We start from the raw sequence: 22,422 nt of genomic DNA, 5'->3' as shown, positions 1-22,422 counted from the left end.
ACGCGTCAGAGCCGCTCCTGACCCTTCACTTCGATCGGCAGCTCGTTCGGCTTCAGCAGGTCGTTGCCGGTGGCCGGGTCGATGAAGCGCAGCCTGAGGATGTAGGCGCCGGTGGCTGCGGCCACGTTGGTCTGTGTGGCGCCGTTCGACAGGTCGATCGACTGCACGGCTTTGCGGCCAGACCGTGTCAGCAGCTCAAGCATGAAGTGCCCGCTCTTCTCGGCCGACTGCCCTGCCGCACAGATGCCGAACCCGTCGACACCCATGCGCACGTTGAACGGACTCGTGACCGCTTCGCCACCGCGCAGGTTGCTCAAGTACAGCGGTTCATCGGGCGGACGCGGGCGCGAGATCTCGTCCTGGTACCAGGCGGCACAGCTCGCATTGAAGTTCTTCGGGTCGATCTTCGGGCGCGGTGTGTCGCTCCGACGGCCGAGCACGTCGATCGTGATCTCGGGGCTGAAGACGAAGTACGGCCGATGCTCGTGGTCGGCAAAGAGCAGGCGCAGCGTGTGGCGGCCCGCCGGCAGATCGAGCAACGTCGATGTCTGGCCCTTGCCGAAGTGCTTGTGCTTGTCGTTGAACGGAATGGTGTCCGAGATGCTGGCCGGCAAACGCGCATTGACGAGGATGTGATGGTGCCCCGTGCCCTTCAGCGGCTTGCCTGCCGGCACGACGCCCATGCCGCGCACCGCAAACTCCACCAGCACCGGTGACGACACCGCATAGCCGGCGCGCAGGTTGGAGAAGTCGACGCTGGTGAGCTCCTTCAGGTTGGTCTGGGTGCGCTCGCGGGTGTAGCTGGTCCAGCAATCACGCTCGGCGTTGTCAGTGGGCAGCAGCGCCGCAGAGGCCGAAGCCGCCGCGCCGTACAGAAGGATGGAAAGAAGTGCTCTCTTGGCCACTGCGCACCCTGTTGCCAGGGAAAGATTCGAAAGTCGGGACGCGTGATCCATGGGTCTCCTGAAACGTTGAGAACACTGCAAGGATCAGTGTCGATGCAGACCCAAAGAGCGCCAACCCCCCAGTCCGAGCGTGATGCACTCGCGAGCTAAGAGACGTCGAGCCAACTCTCGGCGTAAACCCGTAAGCAAGGAAACGTCGTGAGAGCAAGTCGCGGGCGACAGACTCTTCTCCGTATCAGCGCCCCTTGTCGATCTCGTCGATGGTCAGCAGCGTCGCGCCAAAGCTCGAATCGCAGGCGGCACCCGATGAGCAAACTGCCTTGCCAACAAACGGGTTGTCGTTGCCGGCACGTGTGGCCCACATGGCTTGGGCCTGGGCCAGGTCGAACTCCGGGATCTCTTCTTTCGACGAGCGCAAGCCGGCTTGCGACAGGTCACGCGGCTGGCGCGACACCATGGTCACGATGTGGTTTGTGCCGGGTGGGCCACCGGCAGTGATCTGCCAGCCCTTGCGCGGCAGCAGCATCTCCTTGTTGGCCTCGACGCGGTTGTTCTTGTCGATGGCATTCGGGAACAGCAAGTACATGTGGTTCTTGTCGGTGCCGGCGAAGAACACGTACACGTAGCCCGCTTCGGATGACTTGACGCGGAACTGCAGCTTGTCGCTGCCGATCACCAAGGCCGACTTGTCGGCGAGCGCATTGACGCCCAGCAGCGGGTCGGCGTGGCGCACGATGTCTTGCAGCGCAGTGACGATGCCGAAGGGTGCGGCGGGTGGCGGTGGTGCCGCCACGGCAGGCGCTGATGCCGGTGGCTCGATGCGAGCCACCGGCGCAGAGGCCGAAGGCAGCGAAGGATCGGTGATGCCCGACTGTGCCGCCGGAGCCGGTGCCGCTGAGCGATCGTGCACACCGAACCACCAGCCCGCTCCGGCCAGCACGACAACCGTCAATCCAACACCCGCCCACAGCCCGGTGCGCGATGGCGGTGGCGCGGGATCGGGGTTCAGCAGCTTGATCGGTGGCTCCGGCGGTGCAGCTGGCCGCGGCCCGGCCACGGGGGGCTTAGGAGGCGGTGCTGGCGGCATCAGCACCGTCGCGTCATCGGCGTCGCTGCGGCCAGCCGGCGGCGGCACGATGACGGTCGCTTCGTTGTCGACAGGCCTCGCCACGGTCGGCGTGCCCGCTCCGAAGCTGAACAGCTCGCGCATGGCGGCCATGTCCTGCGGACGGCCCTCGGGCCGCACCGACAAGCCCTTGTCGACGGCAGCCAAGAACTCCGCGGTGTAGTGCCCCGCCCCCACCTTGGACGCAGGCTGCAAATCGTCGCTGACCATGCGGCTCACCGACGGCAGTGGCGCGCGGCCGGTGATGGCGGCGTAGAGCACCGCCGACAAGGCATAGACGTCGGTCCAGGCGCCCTGCTTCATCGAGGTCGATTCGGCATACTGCTCGATCGGCGCGTAGCCGGATTTGAGGATCACTGTCAGCGCCTGCGTCGCATCGCTGATCACGCGGCGCGCAGCGCCGAAGTCGAGCAGCACCGGCCGCATCACCTGCGGGCGGCCGAGCTGGGTGGCCTGCTGCTTGAGCAGCAACACGTTGTCGGGTGCGATGTCGCGGTGATAGCAGCGCTCGTGGTGCATCAGCTCCAGCGCATCGATCAGCGGGTGCAGCAGCGAGAGCAGCCAGGCTTCGTCCGGTCGAGCGCCGTTCTCCGTCAACCACTGCTTGAGCGTGGGGCCCCGGTAGTACGGCATCACCATGTAGGCCGTGCCGTGCTCCTCCCAGAAGCGGTAGACCTTCACCAGCGACGGGTGGTCGAAGGCCGCAAGAAGCTGCGCCTCGTTGACGAAGCTGCGCAGCCCGAGTTCGAAGGTCTCGCGGTGGCGCGCCGAGCGCACCGACACCTGGTGGTCGGCTGCGCGTGTGGCGAGCGACGACGGCATGTACTCCTTCAGCGCGACCACGCGGCCGAGCTGCGTGTCGCGTGCGAGGTAGACGATGCCAAAACCGCCCTCGCCCACCAGCCCCTCGATCACGTATTCCTGAACGCGGTGCCCCAGCGGCAGCGTGTTGCCGCTGCCGTCGATCTCGATGTCGCCGCCGTGCCCGGTGCGGGTGCCCATGTCGAGCGTTTCTGTGGCCTTCTTTTCGTCAGAGGGCGGAACGGGGGAACTCACCAGCGACCCTCCAGCAGCTCGGAAAAATGCTGAGCAGGCGGCAAACCGGGCGACACGCTCAGGCTGTTGTCGGGCGACTCTGCATGGTCGGGCCACCAGAGGCTCTGGCCGGCGAAACGCTGCAACGCATCGCCCGCCAACAGCCCTTGCGCCCAGGTTTGCAACGAAGCCGCACCGGGCAAAGTGTGCCTGACGCGACCCGGCAGCGGGCTGGTGATCGCAGTGGCAACCGGCGCCCCTTCCTCGCGGGCTGGCGCACGGGCCAGCGTGGATTCGAAGTCTTCGAGCGTGGCCCCCGGCCGCAGCGTGCCAAGCGCCGTGGCGCTTAGGTGTGCATACCAGGCCTCCAGCGCACTCAAGCCGCTGGCCGTGTCGGGCAAGGCCGTTGTGCTGCGGGCGATCATCAGCGGGAAGTAACGGCCGACCTTGTCGACGCTGGGCATCATCACGCCGATCCACCACCTGGCATCCACCACACCCGGCGCCCAGGCAAAGCGCCAGATCGGGCCGGTGAGGTACACGTCGAGCCAGCGCTCGCCGAGCTGCGCGCGGCTTTGCTCCACGCCACGCGCCAGCCACGCATCGCACGCGTCGACAAAGTCTTGCGGCAGTCGCCGGCTGGCAAAGTCGCCGAGCATGGCCATCTTCCCGTACCAGCCGGGCGCCTCGATGCCCGTGCCTTCGAGCAGCTCGAGGAGAGACTTCTCGTTCATGACAGCGCCTTGCAGGGCCGTGACGGGGTGCGGTCTTTGAACGCCAGCGTTGACGCAAAGGTCGCAAAGAAAGAACGCAAAGGTCGCAAAGAAAAAACAAGAAGGCTTTCTTTGCGTTCTCCGCGGTGTTCCTTTGCGTTCTTTGCGTCAACGCTGGCGTTCAACCCACATCCCATGTGGAAACCTCCCGCCAAAGCCAAGATCACAGCTTGCCGGGGCATGAGAACTGCTCTAGCTCGGGCAGGCGGAAGGGGTTGCGCACGCTGCTCGCCGTGATGAGGAAGACGGCCTTGCGCCCATCCACGTTGAAGGTCGCACGGAAGCGCTCGGGCGCGCCGGCGTTCTCGAGCTGCTGGCGATCGAAGAGCTTGAACAGCGCCCACGGCCCGTCGTTCACCAGGCCCGAGTTGCCGCTCGCAGTCACCGGTGTGATCTGCACGCGCACCTGTGAGCTGCCGCGCGGCCCGGGCCACTGGATGCTGGCGGGAATCTGCGGGCCGTGCGCATACTTCACGAGCTGGCCGTCGACGTCGAGGATGAACTGCGTGATCGTTGCGTCCATCTCCACCGGCTTGAAGTCGAGCCGCAGGCCGACCTGGTTGCCGCCACCGCGGAAGAAGGTGTCGCGGATGACGGCCGCATGCTGGAACTGCAGCAGCGTGGAGCTGTCGGTGCCCATGCTGGCGCCGTCGACGCTCCTGAACTTCCACGGCCGCGCCGAGGTGTCGACGAAGTTGACCAGGTTCTTCTGGAAGAAGGTGTCGAACAGGCCGCCGGGGCCGAACACGCGGGAGAAGTCTTCCTGCGTCGCATCGCGCTGGCTGCTGCGCGCGAACGGGTAGCGCCCGCTGATGGCCTGGCGGCAGAACTCGCCGATCTCGGAGTTGATGGCATTACCCAAATTGCTGCGTGTGATCTCGAGCGCGGCCGAGGTGCCGCTCACCGACAAGGTGTTGAGCAGCGAGCGCACCGGCTCCGGCAGGCGCGCGGCCTCGGCCTTCACCTTGTTCGGCACCTCAGACGGTGGCGGCACGTTGCCGCCCTTCACCGCCGTGTCGGCCGCGGTCAGCAGCGTGTAGACCTCGCTGATCAGCGCCACCGTGCCGTCCACCGGCGCGGGCAGCTTGCCGTCGGGCGACGACACCATCTGCCGCAGGCCGATGAAGCGGTCGTCGACGATGCTCTCGATGGCCTGCCCCGGCGCCACGGCCGACACGCCGGCCTTGCTGCCGAGCAGGCGCGACAGCTCTTCGCGCGAGCGCTGCAAGGCATCACGCGCCTTGGTCTCGACCTTGCCCGCCACGTCCTTGCTCTCGCGCAGCGTGGTCTCGCGCGACATGGCCTTCAACAGCGGCACCAGCGGGTTGTCGGGCGCCGACAGCACGCGCGACATCTGTACCGCCTGTGCGAGGTTGGAGGTCTTCACCATCTTGATGTCGGCGATGAAGTCTTCCCACACCTTGGCGTATTCGGTGAGGAACAGGCGGCGCACTTCGTCGTTGAGCTGCAGCTTGATGTCCAGGTCTTTCAGTGCACTCTGGCGCTTGCTGTCGGTCACGCCCAGCACCCAGCTTTCTTCTTCGGCCAGCTGGCTCGACACGCGCTCCACCTCGCGCTGGAAACCCTTGTGATAACCCTCGTTGGTGAAAAGACCAGGCACGCCCTTGGTGAGCGGCTCACCGCTGGCACGCGTGAACACCAGCGCAGCACCCGGCCCGGCCGCCTTGGCAATGCTGAAGTCGGGGAACTCGGAGCCCACACCCTGGCGCTTCATGCGGCGGAAGATGCGTTCGGTGAGCGGCGTGGCCACCAGCCGCGTGCGCGTCTGCGCGACCAGCGTCTTGTCTTCGGGCAGCGGCGAGACGACCGGGCCTTCGGACAGCAAGGCATCGAGGTGAGATTCGAGTTCGGCCCGCTGCTCGGTGGTCACCGAGCGCGGCAGCGAGGTTTCCCATTCGGCCGTCACGTACAGTTTGAGGGCTGCCGGGTCGAAGCGCTCGGGGTCGTACAGGATGACGTAGGCCTTCAGCGCCTCGTACTGCAGCTCGGGGTTGTCATTGCCGTTCTTGAGCTGCTCTTCGATGCCGAGCGCGATGCGCGGCAGCACCGCGTCGATCAGCATGCGGCGATAGGCCTGTTTCGAGGCGGCGTCGAGCTTGCGGCCCTGGTACAGGCCGAAGCCCAGCGACCACGGCACCGACTCGCCGATGCCCGTGCGGGCCAGGTCACGCGTCGCTTCGAGCGCAGGCAGCAGCACCAGCACGTCGGGCGAGTTGCGGTTGGGTGTGCTCTGTACCAGCTTGCGTACTTCTTCGACGGTGGTGCTCACCTTGTCGACGTAGCGCTGGTTGCCGACGTAGCTCACGCCCCAGGCGATCAACCCCAACGTGGCGAACAGGCCCACCAGCGCATAGGCGCCGAGCGCCAGGTAGCCCCGGCGGCGCTCCCACTTCAGGTCGGTTCCGGCGAGGCCGCTTTCGGCGAACACCACCTCCTTCAACAGGCGCGCGAGGAAGTAGCTCTTGCCGCTGGCCTGGTTGGGCGGCAGCACCGTGCGCTCGAGCCGGTAGGTGCGGGCGATGCGGCCGAGCATGCGGTCGATCGGCGTGCCCTCTTGCGTGCCGCTGACGAAGTACACGCCGCGCAGCAGCGGGTGGGCTTCGAATTGCGAGGGAGAGAACACCTGGTCGAGGTAGTCCTTCAACAGGCCACGCAGCGCCTCGAACTGCTGGGGGAAGCCATAGATGCGCGCACGGCGTTGCGGGTCGCGCTCGAGCTGCAGCTTGCCGATCACGCCGTCGGTGAGGCGCTTTTCCAGCGCGTCGAATTCGGGGCCGAAGGCGCTGAAGTCGGTGTGCTGCTGCTTGTCCAGCTTGAAGGTCATGCCCCAGGGCGTGGCGCGTGTCTCCTTGTCGGCATCGCCCAGCGTTTCCATGAAGCCTGCCAGCAGGTCGCACTTGGTGACCAGCAGGTAGATCGGGAAGCGCATGCCGAGGTGCTGATGCAGCTCTTGCAGGCGCTGGCGCACGGTGGCCGCATGCAGGTTGCGCTCGGCGGCGCTCTGCGTGAGCAGGTCGGTCACCGAGACCGTCACCAGCACGCCATTGAGCGGCTGGCGCGGGCGGCTGCGCTTGAGCAAACCGAGGAAGCCTTCCCATGCCTTGCTGTCGATGCTCTTCTGGCTGTCTTGCGTGGTGTAGCGGCCGGCGGTGTCGATGAGCACCGCCTGGTCGGTGAACCACCAGTCGCAGTTGCGGGTGCCGCCCACGCCGCGCACGGCATGCTCGCCCGTGGCCGAGCCGAGCGGAAAGTTAAGGCCCGAATTGACGAGCGCGGTGGTCTTGCCCGAACCGGGCGCGCCGATGATCACGTACCACGGCAGCTCGTACAGATAGCGCTTGCCGACGCGTGACGACAGGCCGCTCCACAGCCCCGCCAGGCCGGTCTTGGGCTGCTCGAACTGGGCGGTCTTGAGCGTCTGCAGCGCCCTGGTGAAACGCTCGTTCAGCGTCTTGATCTCGCCATCGGCCGGGTCGGTTGACGCAGCCGGTGCCAGCAGCTGGTTCACCACCTTGTCGTTCTTCTTGCGCGAGCCCAGCGCCTTCCACACATTGCGCAGCACGATCAGCAGCACGATCAGGCCGATGAACACCAGCCGCGCTGTCACGCTCTCGAGCGGGCGCCAGTTGCCGATGGCCACTAGCGGGCCGACGATCCAGATCACCAGCGACAGGGCCAGCAGCCCCAGGACCAGCAGCACCCAGGGGTTGAAGATGAGGCCGAGAATCTTCTTCATGTTCAGGTTCCCGCGGCGGCAGTGCGCGCGACAAACAGGGTGATCTCCACACGCCGGTTCAGCGCGCGGTTGGCGGGCGTGTCGTTCGGCGCCACGGGTTCGCCGTCGGCACGACCTTCGGCGCGCACACGCGCAGCCGGCAAGCCGTTGCTGACGATGATCTCGCGCACGGTCTTGGCTCGCTCTTCAGACAGGTGCCAGTTCGACGGGAAGCTCGCCGTGCGGATGCGCACGTTGTCGGTGTGGCCTGTCACGACCACGGCACCCGGCACCTGCTTCAGCGCCTCGGCAATGCGCTTCATCAACGCCTCGCGCTCGGCGGTGAGCGAAGCGCTGGCGGGGGCAAACAGGCCGTCGCCGCGAATGATGATCACGCTGCGGTCGACCTCGTCGCGCACCGCGACCTGCTCGGCCTTGATGTCGGCCACCAGGAACTGCGCGAGGCGCGGCGTCGGCGCAGGCTGCTTGACCGGCGGCTGCGGCGGCGAGAGCCGAAGCTCCTGGATGCGCCCGTACACCGGGTCGGAATCTCCGCTCAGGCGGAACGACAGGAACATGTAGATGGCCACCAGCAGCAGCACGACAAGCGCCGCCGCGACCCACAGCGGCAGCCAGGTGAGCATGGAGCGGCGCGTGGGCTTCTCGCCCATCCAGTTCTGCGCCAGCGCAGGCGCGTACGGGCCGCGCTCTTTCTGCAGGATCTGCGCGAGCCGTTCGCGCACGGCTTCGAGCTGCGCCTTGCCGCCATCGACCACGCGGTAGCGGCCCTGGAAGTCGAGGCACAGCACGGCGTAGATCAGCTCCAGCAGGTCGCGGTTGGCGGCAGGGTTCTCGGCCAGCTTGGCCATCAGCTGGAAGACTTTCTCGCCGCCGCCGGTTTCGTTGTGGAACATCGCCAGCAGGCTGTGCCGGCCCCACTGGCCCGAGGCACCCCAGGGCATGGTGGCGGCCACCTCGTCGAGCAAGGTGCACAAGATGTAGCGGGCGGCCAGCACGCGCTCGGGCGCGATGCCCTTGGCCCGCGCCGTTGCCTCGAACTCGCGCACCCCCTGGGCGATGGATTCACGCAGGCCGGCCGGGTCGGGCAGCTGGGTGGTGGCACGAATCTGCGGCACGAGAGCGAGCAGCGGGTTGGCCAGCGCGACGAGTGGGTTGAGGCCACTCTCGGCCACGCCGATGTCGGGCGCCACGTCGGCCCCGGTCGGCAGGTTCATGCGCGAAGACGAGAGCGGCATCGGCGCGCTCTGCGCCGCCCCCCGGCCCCCCGGCGTCGGCATGATGAAGGTGCGACCGGTGTCGATGTCGGCAAACGGATCGTCGGGGTTCGAGGTGCTCATGAGGTGCTCTCAACTGGCCACCCGTTCGCCTGGACTCGTCGAAGCGGCGTGCGCACCGCTGGCTTCGACGGGCTCAGCCCGAACGGAGATGTGTCTACTTCCGGATCGCCCACAGCTCCAGCTCCAACCCCGGGAAGTCGCCCGCGGTGTGCATGGCAAAGCTGCCGTTCTGCTCAATCGGTTTCCACAGGTCGGCCGTGCTGCGGTCGAGTTCGAAATAGAAGTAGCCCGCATGGAACGGCAGTTGTCGCGGCGCCACCGGCAGCGAGCGCAGCCCGATGCCGGGTAGTTGCAAGTTCACCAGGTCGCGGATCTTCTCGGGCGGGCCGATCTTGGTCTGCGCCGGGAAGCGCTGGCGAAGCTGCTCGCCCGGCACCTGCGCGTTGACGGCCAGCACGAAGGTGCCGCTGCGCGCGAGTTCGAGGTCGGTGACCACGGCCGTGCGCACGCCGTGCTTGCGGTCGACCAGGTCGATTTGCAGCGCGTTCTGCTCCAGCACCGCCGTCAGCATGCGGCGCAGTTCGTCGAACACCGGCGTGAAGGTGCGCGCCAGATCGTCGTGCCGGTACGGCGGAAATTCCGGCGGGCGGCGTGCCGCGCTCGACAGCGTGGCGAGATCACCCGCCAAGCGCAGGCAGTCGCCATGCAATTCGCGCGGGTGCGCATTCGGCGTGGCGGCGTGCTGGCTGAAAACCGGCTCGTTGCGGTTGAGCGTCTGCAGCATCAAGAAGTCGGCCAGCTCGGAGACGCCGTGGCTCAGCTGCCCCATGCGGCCGGCCAGTGCCTGCGCGCGCTGCAAGATCAAGCCGTGCAACAACGACGCGTTGGCAGAGAGCTGCGCCGTGGCTTCGATCGCCACTTGCGGCGGCACGTAGGCACGCTCCAGCGTCACCTGCCCGTCGCTGCGGCGCTCGGCCACCAGCGCCACGCCGAGCAAGGCGTAGGCTTCGCTGGCCTCCTTGGCCCGCACCAGGCGCAGCCTGAGCTTGCCGGTCTGGATGGTGGTGGGCTCGTCGGCCGAGTCGGTGTTGTCGCGCACGTCTTCTTCGATCGCGCTGTAGCGGGCCAACTCGCCGGAGTCGCCTGCCTTGACACCCGCAAAGTCCACCTCGTTGAGGCCTTCACGCTGCAGCGGGATGGCGAGGTAGATGATCTCGCCCTTCACGTCGGACGACACCTCCAGTGGCGCGGGCAGCGGGTCGAGCTGCGGCATGCTGAACGGCGTGCCATCGGGCAGCAGGCCGCTCGCGCGCGAGATGCCGAGCTTGCCAAGCGACAGCAGCCCTTCGTCGAGTTCGAGTTCGCTGAAGCCCCAGGCGAACGGCGAGATGCAGCGCGCACGCGCATCGACCAGCCGCTCCAGGTAACGCGTTTCCTGCTGGAAGTGATGGGGCTGCAAGAACATGCCCGAAGACCACACGACTTTGGCGCGCCAGCTCATGTTGTTGTGCTTGGAGTGGAGGTGGAGGTTCGAAGAGGCCGGGCCGCGTGCAGCCGGCTCACATCGAAGGCGACGTGCGTTTGGCTTGCAGGACGATGTCGTCGAGGCTGATGTTCATCACGTTCTTCTTGCCCGCAGCCACCGGCACGATCACGCGCCAGCGCGCGCGCTCCAGCTCGCGGAAGGCAGCCATCACGCCGATGAATTTGGTGTCGGGCGACAGCGGCTTGTTCAGCGGCTTGGTCTCACCCGGCCGCAGCACGAACTCTTCACGGCTCACCAGTTCGGCGCCGAGCACGGCCTGCTCCTTCTCGAACAGCGACACGAAATCGGCCTGCTCGAACAATGTGGACGTCTTCAGCTCGAAGACACGCACCACCACCGGCGAAGGCCGCTTGCGCGAATCGGGGTTGACCTGGGCGCCGGCCACCACGTCGGCCTTGAGCGTTGCCGGGCCGCCCATGCCGAGCATCGCGCAGCCGGACAACGAGGTTCCGGCCAACACGCCCGCGGCCAGCAACAGGCGGCGGCGATCAAGAGGAGACGAGCTTGAAGTCAGTTGCATGGGTGTGTTCATTCAATGCCGCGAAGCCTGGACGGTTCGTCCGCAGAATACCGGCGACGCCTGCGCGTGCGGCGTGACTAAGGTAATCCGCGCGGCCAACGAACACAGGGTTGACGAAGGTCAGTAGGAAGCGCCGCAGTGGCGGCATAGGCTTGCCGCATGAACCTGCAGCCGATCCGCGCGACCCTGGTGTTTGCCCTTGCCGCAGCCGGCCTGCTGGCGGGCTGCGCGTCCAGCAAGGCACCCGTGGCAGAGAGCAAGCCCGCGGCACCGGCCACCGCTGAGCCGATGGTCGAGTCGAACACCAAGCCACCCCCACCCTCGCCCGCCAAGCCTGGCGCCAAAACGGCGAGCGAGGTCCGCACGCGCAACGCGATGTTCAAGGTCGCCGCCTACGACGAGCTGCCGGGCTGGCAGCAAGACGACATGCGTGCGAGCTGGAGCGCGTTTCGCAACTCGTGCGACGTGCTGCAGAAGCGCGAGGACTGGCGCGACATCTGCAACGCGGCCAAGACCGTGCCGCCCAACACACCGGCAATGCGCCGCTTCTTCGAAAGCCGCTTCACGCTGCTGCGCATCTTGAACACCGACGCCAAGGGCGATGGCGACGTCACCGGCTACTTCGAGCCGCTGCTAGAGGGCCAACCGCAGCGAGATGCTGAATTCAACACGCCGGTGATGGGCGTGCCGCGCGACCTCTTCACGATCGATTGGTCGCGCGTGCCCAAGGCGCAGCGCAGCTCGGTCGTGCGCGTCAAACCCGAAGGCAACCTGCTGATGCTGGCTGCTGCGAGTGACGTGGCGACTTACGCGCTCGACCTGCGCCGCTTCGAGCTCGACGACCGAGACCGTCGCCTGCGCGTGCGCCTGGTCGGCAATGCCGGCAGCCCCGGCGCGCGCGCCGAGCCTTACTACACCCGCGCCGAACTCGACGCGCTGGGCCTGCCACAGGGCATCAACGCGCCGGTGGTGATCTGGGTCAACGACCCGTTGGCCTTGTATGCCATGCAGGTGCAGGGCTCGGGCCGCGTGCGCCTGCCGAGCGGGCAGATCCTGCGGCTGCAATACGCCGAACAGAACGGCCACCCTTTCAAGCCGCTGCGCGTGGTGCCCAAGGCGAGCGCGCGGGTGGCCACGCGCGGCATCAGCGATGCACCGGAGCAAGCCGACCAATTCGCCATAGAGGGCGACGCGCCGGCCGAGACGAGTGAACAAGCGCCGGTGCTCACCCGCGGCGGTGCCGTGGTGGCTGCGCCACCGCGCACCGCGCCTCCGGCCGCCAAGGCCGACCCGCTGGTGGATGAGTTGCTCAAGGGCGCGCGCAAACCAGCAGCCGGCTCGGCGGCACCGGCAGCCAACCGCCCTGTCGCATCTGCCAAGCCTGCGGTCGCTGGCCGCCTGTCGTCCGACCCGAGCTACGTGTTCTTCAAGACGGTGAGTGACCGGCCGCAGACCGAAGGCCCGCAAGGCGCCCTGGGCGTGCCGCTGACACCAGGGCGTTCAGTGGCGGTCGACCCGCGCGTCACGCCGTTGGGTTACCCCGTGTTCCTCAGTGCGCCGGCACCGGCCGGCTCGACGATCTCGATGCAGCGCCTCGTGTTCGCGCAAGACACCGGCGGCGCCATTCGCGGTGCCGTGCGCGCCGACTACTTCTGGGGCTTCGGCAACGAAGCGGGGCAGATGGCCCGCAGCACGAAGCACCGCGGCCAGATGTGGGTGCTGCTGCCCACCGCCGAGGCCAACCGGCTCACCACGAGCAAGCTCGTCACGCGCGGCTTGTCGCTGCCGGGCGCCGAGGCGGGTTTGTGCCTGGTGCCGGACGGGGAGTTTTGCGCCGAGGTGGACTGACGCCCGGTGCGTCGTCAGCCTTCAACGCCGCGCTGAAGGAACGCAGCGTCACACCCACTTGGGCATCGCGGCGGCGCACGAGCAAGGTCTCGACCCACATCGGCTTGGGCGTGAGCGCCTTCACCTCCAAATCGTCCACCCCACGGTAGCCTTCTACCGCGCTTCGCGGCAGCATGGTCACGCCGATGCCGGCGCCCACGCAGCCGAGCACGCCTTCGAGCGTGCCGAACTCCAGCCGCCGGAACGGCAGCCATCCGCGTGACGAGAAATGCGCTTCCAGCCGCTGCCGGTACGAGCAGCCCTGGCGAAAGACGATGGCGGTGAGCCCGCCAGCACGCAGCCGCGCATCGAGGTCTTGCCCATCACGTGCGGCCACGAGCACCAGCTCTTCGCGGAACACGGTTTCGCCGGCGAGGTCGGCATGGTCGACCGGCCCTGCCACCAAGGCAGCGTCGAGCCGATGAGCCAGCACGTGCTCCAGCAACTCGGCCGTCGGACCGGTGCGCACTTCGAGCTGCACGTCGGGGTGGGCGCGGTGAAAGCGGCCGAGCACCGCAGGCAGGCGTACCGCGGCAGTCGTTTCCATCGAGCCGAGCCTCAGGCTGCCCTGTACGCGACCATCGTCTCGCACCGCCGAGCGCGCCTCGTCGCTCAGCTCGCTCAGGCGTCGTGCATAACCAAGCAGCCGTGTGCCGGCCTCGGTGAGCAGCATGCCGCGGCTGTGGCGGGTGAAGAGCACCACGCCGAGTTCCGCTTCGAGCTGCTTGAGGCGCGAAGTGACGTTGGACTGCACGGTGTGCAGCTCCTGCGCCGCTGCGCTCACCGAGCCCTTGCGGGCAACCGCCGAGAAGGTTGAAAGGGAAAGTGGATCCATGGTGCGTACCTCACGTACTATCTCGATCAGAGAACGAAGTCATCTTAACAATTCACTTTTCAAGATGCTGATGCAGCACTAAGGTTGGGGCCATGGACTCAACACTTCACTTGAAAACGCCGCTCACCGAACTTCTGAACGTGGACCACCCGGTGCTGCTCGCCGCGATGGACATCGTGGCGGACGCCCGCCTGGCGCGCGCCGTGGCTGAGGCCGGTGGCTACGGATTCCTCGGCGGCGGCTACGGCGACGAAGCCTGGTTGCGCCGCGAGCTGGCACTGCTGAAGCCCTGGGCCGCAGAGACCGGCCGCCGCTTCGGCATCGGCTTCATTACCTGGAGCCTCGCGCGCCAGCCGCAGCTGCTCGACATCGCGCTCGAAGCGCAACCCAGCGCCGTGTGGCTGTCGTTCGGCGACGTGTCCCCGTTCGCCGCGCGCATCAAGGCCAGCGGCGCCCTGCTCGTCTGCCAGGTGCAGACCGAAGCGATGGCGCGTGCCGCGCTCGACGCCGGGGCCGATGTGCTCGTCGCCCAGGGTGGCGAAGCCGGCGGCCACGGGGTGAGCCGCGGCACGCTGGCGCTGGTGCCAGCGCTGGTCGACATGGCCGGGTCCGGCGTGCCAGTGGTGGCCGCAGGAGGCATTGCCGATGGCCGCGGCCTCGCCGCTGCGCTGATGCTCGGCGCGGCCGGTGTGGCCCTGGGCACGCGGCTCTACGCCACCGAAGAAGCGGCCGGCTTTGCCGCCGCCAAGCAGCGCATCGTTGCTGCCAGTGGCGACGACACCCTGCGCAGCATCGTGTTCGACATGTCGCGCCGCAACGTCTGGCCTGCACCCTACACCGGCCGCTGCCTGCAGAACGACCACCTACGCCGCTGGTTCGGCCATGAGATGGAGCTGTTGCGAGAACAGCCGCAAGTGGCAGAGCGCTACGCCGCAGCGCGAGCCGCAGGCGACTTCGACACCGCCGCAGTGATCGCTGGTGAAACCGTGGGCTTGATCCACGACCTGCCAAGCGTCGCCGAACTCATGCAGCGCCTGATCGGCGAGGCCGCGATGCGGCTGCGCCAGGCTCCCCAATTCATTGCGTAAAAAGGAGAACCCACCCATGCCATTCGTCAACATCCAGATCACCCGCGAAGGCGCCACCTCGGCGCAAAAGGCCGAGCTCATCGCCGGCGTCACCGAGCTGCTGGTGCGCGTGCTGAACAAGAACCCCGCGACCACCTTCGTCATCATCGACGAGGTCGACACCGACAACTGGGGCATCGGCGGCAAGCAGGTGACGGAGCTGCGACGAAAGCAATGACCTCGTACGCGCCACGTCATCAAACGAGATGACCTGCGCCAGCGCAAAGGCAACACCGCGTATTTGGGTTGCCAGCCACTATCGGCTGGCGCATGCTGGGCGCCATTCCAACTGCAGGCGAACGCCGGTGAGAAATGACCGTTGCCCAGGCTGTCACTGACGACGAACGCTGGTACCGCAGCCTGGTCGAGAAAGCCGTCGCCGGCATCGTGGTCGTGCAGCATGGCGCCATCGTCTACGCCAACGACCATGCTGCGCGCATGATCGGGCGCACCCGGGAGGAACTTCTCGGCGCCAACGTCGGCCGGCTGCTGGGAGCCGCGCAGGAAGAAACACACCGAAGCACCGTGGATGCGCTGCTGTCGGGTGTCTACCAGACCAGCTACAACGAGTACCAGGTGGCACTGCCCACCGGCGGCAGCGTGCGCATCGCCGTCTCGGGCTCTCGCATCGAGAGGGGCGGCCACCCGGCAACGCTGGGTGTCTTTCACGACGTGACGGCTCGGCGCAGCGCCGAAGAAGAACTGCAACTCAGCGAGCAGACCAACCGCACGCTGATGAATGCGCTGGCCGACGGCGTGTTCGTCGCTCAGGACTATCACTTCGTCTTCGCCAACCCGGCCTTGCCGGCGATGCTGGGCTACGCCCACGACGAGTTCGTCGGCCTGCCCTTCGAGCGCGTGGTGGCGCCGCAAGACTACGAGGTCTGGATGGAGCGCTTCCGCGGCCGCGTGAGCACTGGCGAAGAGCCGGTGCGCAGCTACGAAGTGCGCTTCCTGCGCAAGGACGGCGGGCTCGTCGACCTGGAGCTTGTCGCCAACCGCACGGCCTACCGTGGCGAGCCCGCTGTGCTCGGGCTGGTTCGCAACATCACCGAGCGCAAGCAGGTCGAAGAGGAACTGGAGCAGCACCGCAACCACCTCGAAGACCTGGTGCATGACCGCACCCGCGAGCTGCAGCTGGCGGTCGCCGAACGGCTCGAGACCGCCGCCTTCGCACAGACCATCACCGACACCCAGCCCGCGCTACTCGCCTATGTGGACCGCCAGCTCTGCGTGCGGTTTGCCAACCGGGCCTACCTGAACTGGTTCGGCATCACGCGCGAACAGATTCTCGGCCGCAACCTGGCCGACGTGATGGGGCACGACTTCACGCCCGCACCCGCCGGCGTACTCGATCGCGTGTTCGCCGGCGAAGCCGTGAGCCTACCGAATGACATACGCGGTGCCGGCGGCAAGCTCGGCCACTTCTGGATCAGCCGCCTGCCCGACCTGCGCCAAGGCCAGGTGCAGGGCTATTACTTCATCGCCACCGGCGTCACCGAAATGAAGGAGGCGGAGCAGCGCCTGCAAGCCTTGAACGCGGCACTCACGGAGGCCGAGCTGTTCACGCGCACCATCGCCGAGAACATCCCCGGCCGCCTGGCCTACTGGGACCGCGAGCAACGCTGCCAGTTCGCCAACCAGGTCTATTGCGACTGGTTCGGCAAGACCGGCGAGGACATCATCGGCCGCACGATGGAAGAGGTGCTTGGCCGCATTCCGCAGCCTGGCTCGCACGTGTTGCGCGCGCTCGCCGGGGAGCCGCAGCGCTTCGAACGCCACGAGGTCAGCGCGTCGGGCGAAGAAGGTACGTGGCTCATCCACTACATCCCCGACCGCCACCCGGACGGCATCCATGGCCTGCTGGTGATGGCCACCAACATCACCGAAAGCAAGCGTGCCCAGGCACGGCTCGAAGCACTCAACGAAGAGCTGGTGGTGGCGCGCGACAAGGCCGAGGCCGGCGCACGCGCCAAGTCGTCCTTTTTGGCCAACATGAGCCACGAGATCCGCACGCCGATGAACGCCATCATCGGCATCACGCACCTGCTGCTGCGCGACACGCGCGAGCCGCTGGGCCGCGACCGGCTCGGCAAGGTAGCCGAAGCCGCGCAGCACCTGCTGAACATCATCAACAACGTGCTCGACCTCTCGAAGATCGAGGCCGGCAAGCTCGACCTGGAAGCGCTGGACTTCGAGCTCGACGGATTGCTCTCGCGCAGCTGCAGCCTCATCGCCGACGAGGCGCGGCGCAAGGGCCTCGAGCTGCACGTTGACCGAGGTGACCTGCCCGCCATGCTGCGCGGCGACGAGGTGCGGCTGTCGCAGGCACTGGTCAACCTGCTGAGCAATGCCGTCAAATTCACCGAACGCGGCAGCATCTCGCTGCGCTGCCGGGTGGTCGAGCAAGACGGCGTGAACCTGTTGGTGCGGTTCGAGCTGCGCGACACCGGCGTCGGCATTCCCGCGGACCAGCTCGATCACATCTACACCGCCTTCGAGCAGGCCGACAGCTCCACCACGCGCCGCTTCGGCGGTACTGGCCTCGGCCTCGCGATCAACCGCCACCTGGCTGAACTGATGGGTGGCTCGGTGGGCGTCGAGAGCGAGCCCGGCGTCGGCAGCCTGTTCTGGTTCACGGCGCGCTTGCAGATCGCATCGGACCAGTCCGTGCCGCCGCCGACCACATCGGCCCACCGACCCGCTGCGGCGCAACTGCGCGAGCACCACGCCGGCACCCGCGTGCTGTTGGCCGACGACAACCTCGTCAATCAGGAGGTCGCACGCGAACTGCTGCACTCCGTCGGCCTGCAGGTCGATGTGGCCGACACCGGCCTGCGCGCCGTGAGCATGGCCGAACAGCGCCGCTACGACCTGATCCTGATGGACATGCAGATGCCCGAGATGGACGGCCTGCAAGCCACACGCGCCATCCGCGCCCAACCTGCCCTCGCCGACGTGCCGATCATCGCGATGACGGCCAACGCCTTCGCCGAAGACCGCACAGCGTGCCTGGCCGCCGGCATGAACGACCACGTGGGCAAGCCGGTCGAGCCGACTGCCCTCTACGACACCTTGCTGCGTTGGCTGGTGATCGAGCAGAACCGGGTGGCGGGTGTCGATTCAGGTCATGGTGCGCTCGATGAACCGCCGGCATCTGCTGCGCCTTCGCCGCCCGCTCCGGTGAAGGCGCTGCCGCGTGTGCTCGGGCTGGACACCGCACGTGGGCTGCGGTTCTGTGCGGGGCATGTGGAGAGCTATTTACAGGCACTCAAGCTGTTTGTTGATCTGTATGCGGATGGGTTGCCGGGGGTTCGGGCTTATCTGTCGGGTGACTCTGCGGCTGATGCGGCTTTGCGTGATGTGCACACGGTGGGGGGTGCGGCGGGGGCGATTGGGGCGGTGGTGCTGGAGACGTTGGCGTTGGATTTGGATGCGCGGCTGCGGGGTGGGAAGGTGGATGTGGAGGTTCGGGCTCGGTTGGAGGTTTTGCAGGGGGCGTTGGAGGGGGTGGTGAGGGGGTTGAGGGAGCAGATGTGACTGCCGGGGGTGGCGCCTTTGGTCGCCCGCTGAGGCTGAGCTGAGGTACCGGAGCCCTGTGCTTGCTTTCGCGTATCTCTTGTTCACTGCGTGAGGCTGCGTCGGGATGTGCCCCCGACAGGGCAGTCCCTTTTCTTTGCTTCGCCAAAGAAAAGGAACCAAAAGAAAGGCGACCCGACGGTGGCGGTCGGCCGAAGGCCGACTGCTCTGCGGTGCTCGTGCTTTGGGGCCCGCGCCAAACTCGCTTCGCGGCCTGCGGCCGCTGCGCTCAGACAAACGTCGCGAAGTCAGATTACGAAGCGTGCTGCGCACGCGGCCCCAAAGCCGTGCGCTCCTCGACGCCACCCACGGGGACCCGAACACCGGACTCAGCTCGCTTCGCATCGGCTGGATGACGCGTCGCTGCGCTCGCGCCCGATGCGAAGCGAGGTGTGGGGAAGTTGCGGAGCAACGACCGCATTGCTGTGGGTCCCCGTGGGTGGCGTCGAGGAGCGCACGGGTTTGGGGCCGCGCGCGTGAGCGCGCATCAACAACTGACTTCGCGACGTTTGTCTGAGCGGCGTGAGCGCAGCGAACAAAGCGAGTTGGGCGCGAGGCCCCAAACACCGAGCACCGCAGAGCAGTCCGGCGTAGCCGGACCGCCACCGTCGGGTCGCCTTTCTTTTGCCTACTTTTCTTTGGCGAAGCAAAGAAAAGTAGGTCGGCTGTCGGGACGACATCCCGACGCAGCCTCACGCAGTGAGAAGAACCCTCATGCGAATGCAGGCAGGCACTAGGTGGCACGCGAAGAGCGACAGCGCCTCAATCCTCTTCGTCCTCATCCTCATCTTCCTCATCAGAGTCATCATCCGACTCCTCCGCCAAATCCCCCACTCCACCCCTCACCGCCTCCGAGGACACATCGTTCTCATCAGCCCCCACGCTGGGCCCGATCGCCTCGATGTGATCCGGCGAAATGTCCGAACCTTCTTCAACGAACTCATCCGGCAACGCCGAACCGCGCTCGCCGGTCCCGGCGCCATCACTGTCGCCCCCGCGATCGGTGTGCCCAGCGCCCAGGCGTCCTTCGCGGTCGTAGTTGCCTTCGAGTTCCGGTTCACCTTGAATGTCGCTGCCGCTGTCCGAGGTGTCGCTCGGACCCAGGGCATCGGTGTCGTTGCCGCTCGCTTGTTTGGGAGCGAGGTCGCCTCCGAGAATGCTGCTGCGGGCCATGTCGTCACTCCTTCGGTAAAAGTAAGTTCAATCAGTCGACGGCCAACGGCGCGCCAGCTTCGCTGCGGATCCGCAGCAGTTGTGCCGGCATCTCGCGTGGCCGCGGCGGTGGGGAAACAGACTCTGCGATACCGGCCGTCGACGTGTGTGAATCACGGCGGCTCAGGTTGGTCAGCACGCGGTCGAGTTCTTCGGAGCTCTTTGGTGCGCCTTGTTCATCCGACGCATGCGGGTCGACCTCCAACCGGGCGATAGAAGCGCCGGTGTCGCGGTCGATGCCACCTGACGACCAGTTCGCCATCACCTGCGGCGGCTGCTTGGCCGCTGCGAAGCGTGCCTTCGGGTCGATGAGACCGCTCTTGAGCGAGTCGCGAAAGAAATCGCCGACGAGCAAGACGGCGTTGTGCCCGCCCTGCCCCCAGTAGTTGCTGCGCATCGTGACGCGAGAGTCGTTGAAGCCGACCCAGGCGCCCGCGACGAGCTGGGGGTGCATCAAGATGAACCAACCGTCGGTGTTGTTTTGGGTGGTGCCGGTCTTGCCCGCGATGTCGGCCACGATGCCGAAGCGCGTCTTGACCATGGTGCCGGTGCCTTGCGACACCACGCCGCGCATCATGTCGATCAGCTCCACCGCCGAGTCGGCCGACATCGCGCGTTGCGCCTGCGAGCCGAACTCGGCGATCACCTTGCCGTGTCGGTCTCGGATGCGTTTCACGAAAACAGGCTGGTGGTGCTGGCCTTCCTTCGCGATGGTTGCGTAGGCGTTGACCATCTCCAGCAAGGTGACCGGGCTCGTGCCCAGCGCAAGCGAGGGCACCGGGTCGAGCCGGCTCTGGTCGACGCCGGCCGCCTTGGCGAGCGAGACCACGCGCGACACGCCCACGTCCTGCATCACCTGCGCGGTGATGCTGTTCTTCGAATACACCAGGCCTTCGCGCAGGCTCAGCATGGCGCCGCTGGCGCCTGCCATGTCGGTGGGCCGCCAGACGCTGCCGTCGGGGCTGCGGATCTCCACCGCCTCGTCGATGTAGCCATGGTCGGGCCGCAAGCCGCTCTCGAGTGCGGCACCGTAGACGAATGGCTTGAAGGTCGAGCCGGGCTGGCGTTCGGCCTGGGCCACGTGGTCGTATTGGTCGACGTTGAAGTCGCGGCTCCCGACCCAGGCTTTCACTTCGCCGGTGGCCGGGTCCATGGCCACGAAGCCGGCTTCGAGGCGTGTCTTCTGTGCCTTGAGGCGTTTCATCCATGCAGCGTCGGCACTCAGGCGCGCGAAGGCCTGCGCTTCGCTGGCTCCGCCTTCGATCGCGCTTCGAAACTCGGGCGTGTCTCGCACGGCAGCCGCCAACAGGTCGCCGCGCTGCTTCCAGAAGTGGGCAAAGGGCTCGACCTTGCTGCGCCGCTGCGCATAGCTCTCGAGCCCGCCTGAGGTGGCCGCCAGATTCGGCTGGCTCCATTCCATGTTCGCGACCTGCTGCAGCGATTCGGCCTGCTTCTCCACCGCTTCTTCGGCCGCCTTCTGCAAGCGCGTGTCGAGCGTGGTCTCGATCACCAGCCCATCGGCGTAAAGGTCCTGGTCGTTCGCATCGGCCCACTCGACGAGCCACTTGCGGGCATGTGCCGCGAAGTGCGGTGCGCTGCCCAGGTTCTCGGTCTGGCGAGTCAGCGTCACGCGCATCGGCTGCGCAATCAGCGCGCGGTACTCCGCTTCAGGCAGACCTGTCTTCACCATCTGCGCCAGCACCACGTTGCGGCGGCGCAGCGCCCTCTCGGGGTGGAGCACCGGGTTGTAGTAGCGCGGGCCCTTCAGCATGCCGACCAGCGTGGCGCTCTCTGCAGCCGTCAACTCGGCAGCCGGCTTGTCCCAGTATGTGCGCGCCGCCATCTCGATGCCGACCGCGTTGTAGAGAAACGGCGCGGTGTTGAGGTAGGCCTCGATGATCTGGTCCTTGGTGTAGATCTGCTCGATGCGCAAGGCCGTCACCAGCTCCTTGGCCTTGCGGTGCAGCGAGCGTTCGCGGCCGATCTCTTCAGGGAAGAAATTGCGCGCCAGCTGCTGCGTGAGCGTCGAGCCGCCCTGCGTGCTGCCCGTCGCGGTGTGGAAGATCGCGCTCAGCGTGCGCTTGATGTCGATGCCGCGGTGCTCGTAGAAGCGCCGGTCTTCGGTGGCGATCAAGGCCTTGATGACATGCGGCGAAATCTCGGCCAGCGTGACGTGCTGCTGCTGTGTGCGGCCGAAGGTGGTGAGCAGTTCGCCGTCAGCCGACAGCAGGACCGAGGGGCGCGCCGCTTCGGCTTCGCGCAGGTCGTCGGCTGTTGGGGACATGCGCAGCAGGGCGAAGACGTAGCCGGTGGCCACCACGAGCATCACGACCGTGACTATCGCCGAGACGCGCAGTGCGAGGCGAAGGCGGGTTCGCCGCGGAGGTGGGGGTTGATGTTCTTCGGGGTTGGGTGGCGGCGTGGTCATCGCGTGATGGTGCGCAAGCTCGGGGTTGGGCGCTGTAGGACGGGAGGCTGAATGGGGGTCGGCTGGGCTCGCTTCTGAGGGTGCCCGTGCGGGCTGGTTACCACCGCAGGCACGGGCGCGAGTGCATTCGCATGGGGCTTCTTCTCACTGCGTGAGGCTGCTGTCGGGATATGCCCCCGACAGGGCAGTAACTTTCTTTTGCTTCGCCAAAAGAAAGTCACCAAAGAAAAGGCGACCCGACGGTGGCGGTCGGCCGATGGCCGACTGTTCTGCGGTGCTCGGTGTTTGGGGCCTCGCGCCGAACTCGCTACGCGGCCTGCGGCCGCTGCGCTCAGACAGCCGCGCGAAGTCAGTTGACGAAGCGTGCTGCGCACGCGGCCCCAAACCCCTGCGCTCCTCGACGCCCCTCGACGCC

The 22,422-nt window shown here is 66.9% G+C and carries 14 protein-coding genes; 4 read left to right on the top strand and 10 right to left on the bottom strand.

The annotated features are described in order from the left end of the window. Positions 1-5: 5 nt before the first annotated feature. The 7 genes from AC1DYS_RS13005 to tssJ form a co-directional block, all read right to left on the bottom strand. Positions 6-905 carry a DUF4399 domain-containing protein gene (locus tag AC1DYS_RS13005; protein ID WP_477899688.1) on the bottom strand — a complete coding sequence of 300 codons (900 nt, stop codon included), beginning with the start codon at positions 903-905 and terminating at the stop codon, positions 6-8. A gap of 235 nt (positions 906-1,140) precedes the next feature. Continuing rightward, positions 1,141-3,087: a protein kinase domain-containing protein gene (locus AC1DYS_RS13000; RefSeq protein WP_477899686.1), complete on the bottom strand. Its 1,947-nt coding sequence runs from the start codon at positions 3,085-3,087 to the stop codon at positions 1,141-1,143. Beyond that, positions 3,084-3,800, bottom strand: coding sequence for a type VI secretion system-associated protein TagF (gene tagF / locus AC1DYS_RS12995; protein ID WP_477899684.1), 717 nt, complete (start codon positions 3,798-3,800; stop codon positions 3,084-3,086). Before tagF ends, AC1DYS_RS13000 begins: the two co-directional genes overlap by 4 nt. Positions 3,801-4,002: 202 nt before the next feature. Then, on the bottom strand, positions 4,003-7,596 hold the full coding sequence (tssM, locus tag AC1DYS_RS12990) for a type VI secretion system membrane subunit TssM (protein WP_477899682.1): 3,594 nt from the start codon (positions 7,594-7,596) through the stop codon (positions 4,003-4,005). Between the two features lie 2 nt (positions 7,597-7,598). Continuing rightward, the gene (locus AC1DYS_RS12985; RefSeq protein ID WP_477899680.1) at positions 7,599-8,933 is read right to left on the bottom strand and encodes a DotU family type VI secretion system protein; all 1,335 of its coding nucleotides are present in this window, start codon (positions 8,931-8,933) and stop codon (positions 7,599-7,601) included. Between the two features lie 94 nt (positions 8,934-9,027). Then, complete coding sequence (tssK, locus tag AC1DYS_RS12980) at positions 9,028-10,374, bottom strand: type VI secretion system baseplate subunit TssK (RefSeq protein WP_477899678.1); 1,347 nt, start codon at positions 10,372-10,374, stop codon at positions 9,028-9,030. 58 nt (positions 10,375-10,432) lie between these two features. Further along, complete coding sequence (tssJ, locus tag AC1DYS_RS12975; RefSeq protein ID WP_477899676.1) at positions 10,433-10,939, bottom strand: type VI secretion system lipoprotein TssJ; 507 nt, start codon at positions 10,937-10,939, stop codon at positions 10,433-10,435. Between the two features lie 159 nt (positions 10,940-11,098). Here tssJ and mltA point away from each other — a divergent pair, with 159 nt between their 5' ends. Beyond that, positions 11,099-12,787 carry a murein transglycosylase A gene (gene mltA, locus AC1DYS_RS12970; protein ID WP_477899674.1) on the top strand — a complete coding sequence of 563 codons (1,689 nt, stop codon included), beginning with the start codon at positions 11,099-11,101 and terminating at the stop codon, positions 12,785-12,787. Here mltA and AC1DYS_RS12965 read toward each other — a convergent pair. Further along, entirely contained in the window at positions 12,705-13,661 is a 957-nt protein-coding gene (locus AC1DYS_RS12965) for a LysR family transcriptional regulator (protein WP_477899672.1), read from the bottom strand. The genes mltA and AC1DYS_RS12965 overlap by 83 nt on opposite strands. Before the next feature lie 92 nt (positions 13,662-13,753). On the opposite strand from AC1DYS_RS12965, the gene AC1DYS_RS12960 reads away from it, so the two are divergent. The 3 genes from AC1DYS_RS12960 (at position 13,754) to AC1DYS_RS12950 (ending at position 18,328) form a co-directional block, all read left to right on the top strand. Beyond that, positions 13,754-14,749 carry an NAD(P)H-dependent flavin oxidoreductase gene (locus tag AC1DYS_RS12960; protein ID WP_477899670.1) on the top strand — a complete coding sequence of 332 codons (996 nt, stop codon included), beginning with the start codon at positions 13,754-13,756 and terminating at the stop codon, positions 14,747-14,749. A 16-nt stretch (positions 14,750-14,765) separates the two neighbouring features. Continuing rightward, on the top strand, positions 14,766-14,966 hold the full coding sequence (locus tag AC1DYS_RS12955) for a 2-hydroxymuconate tautomerase family protein (protein ID WP_477899668.1): 201 nt from the start codon (positions 14,766-14,768) through the stop codon (positions 14,964-14,966). 134 nt (positions 14,967-15,100) lie between these two features. Then, complete coding sequence (locus AC1DYS_RS12950) at positions 15,101-18,328, top strand: PAS domain-containing hybrid sensor histidine kinase/response regulator (RefSeq protein ID WP_477899666.1); 3,228 nt, start codon at positions 15,101-15,103, stop codon at positions 18,326-18,328. An 801-nt stretch (positions 18,329-19,129) separates the two neighbouring features. Here the strand turns inward: AC1DYS_RS12950 and AC1DYS_RS12945 are convergent. Further along, positions 19,130-19,540 (bottom strand): hypothetical protein, encoded by a 411-nt coding sequence (locus AC1DYS_RS12945; RefSeq protein ID WP_477899664.1) that lies wholly within the window; start codon positions 19,538-19,540, stop codon positions 19,130-19,132. Positions 19,541-19,571: 31 nt separating this feature from the next. Beyond that, positions 19,572-22,007, bottom strand: a complete 2,436-nt coding sequence (locus AC1DYS_RS12940; RefSeq protein ID WP_477899662.1) for a penicillin-binding protein 1A — start codon at positions 22,005-22,007, stop codon at positions 19,572-19,574. Positions 22,008-22,422: the final 415 nt, after the last annotated feature.

The sequence above is a fragment of the Rhizobacter sp. P2_G4 genome (assembly GCF_056403575.1).
This window is presented reverse-complemented; position numbering and strand designations above follow the sequence as displayed.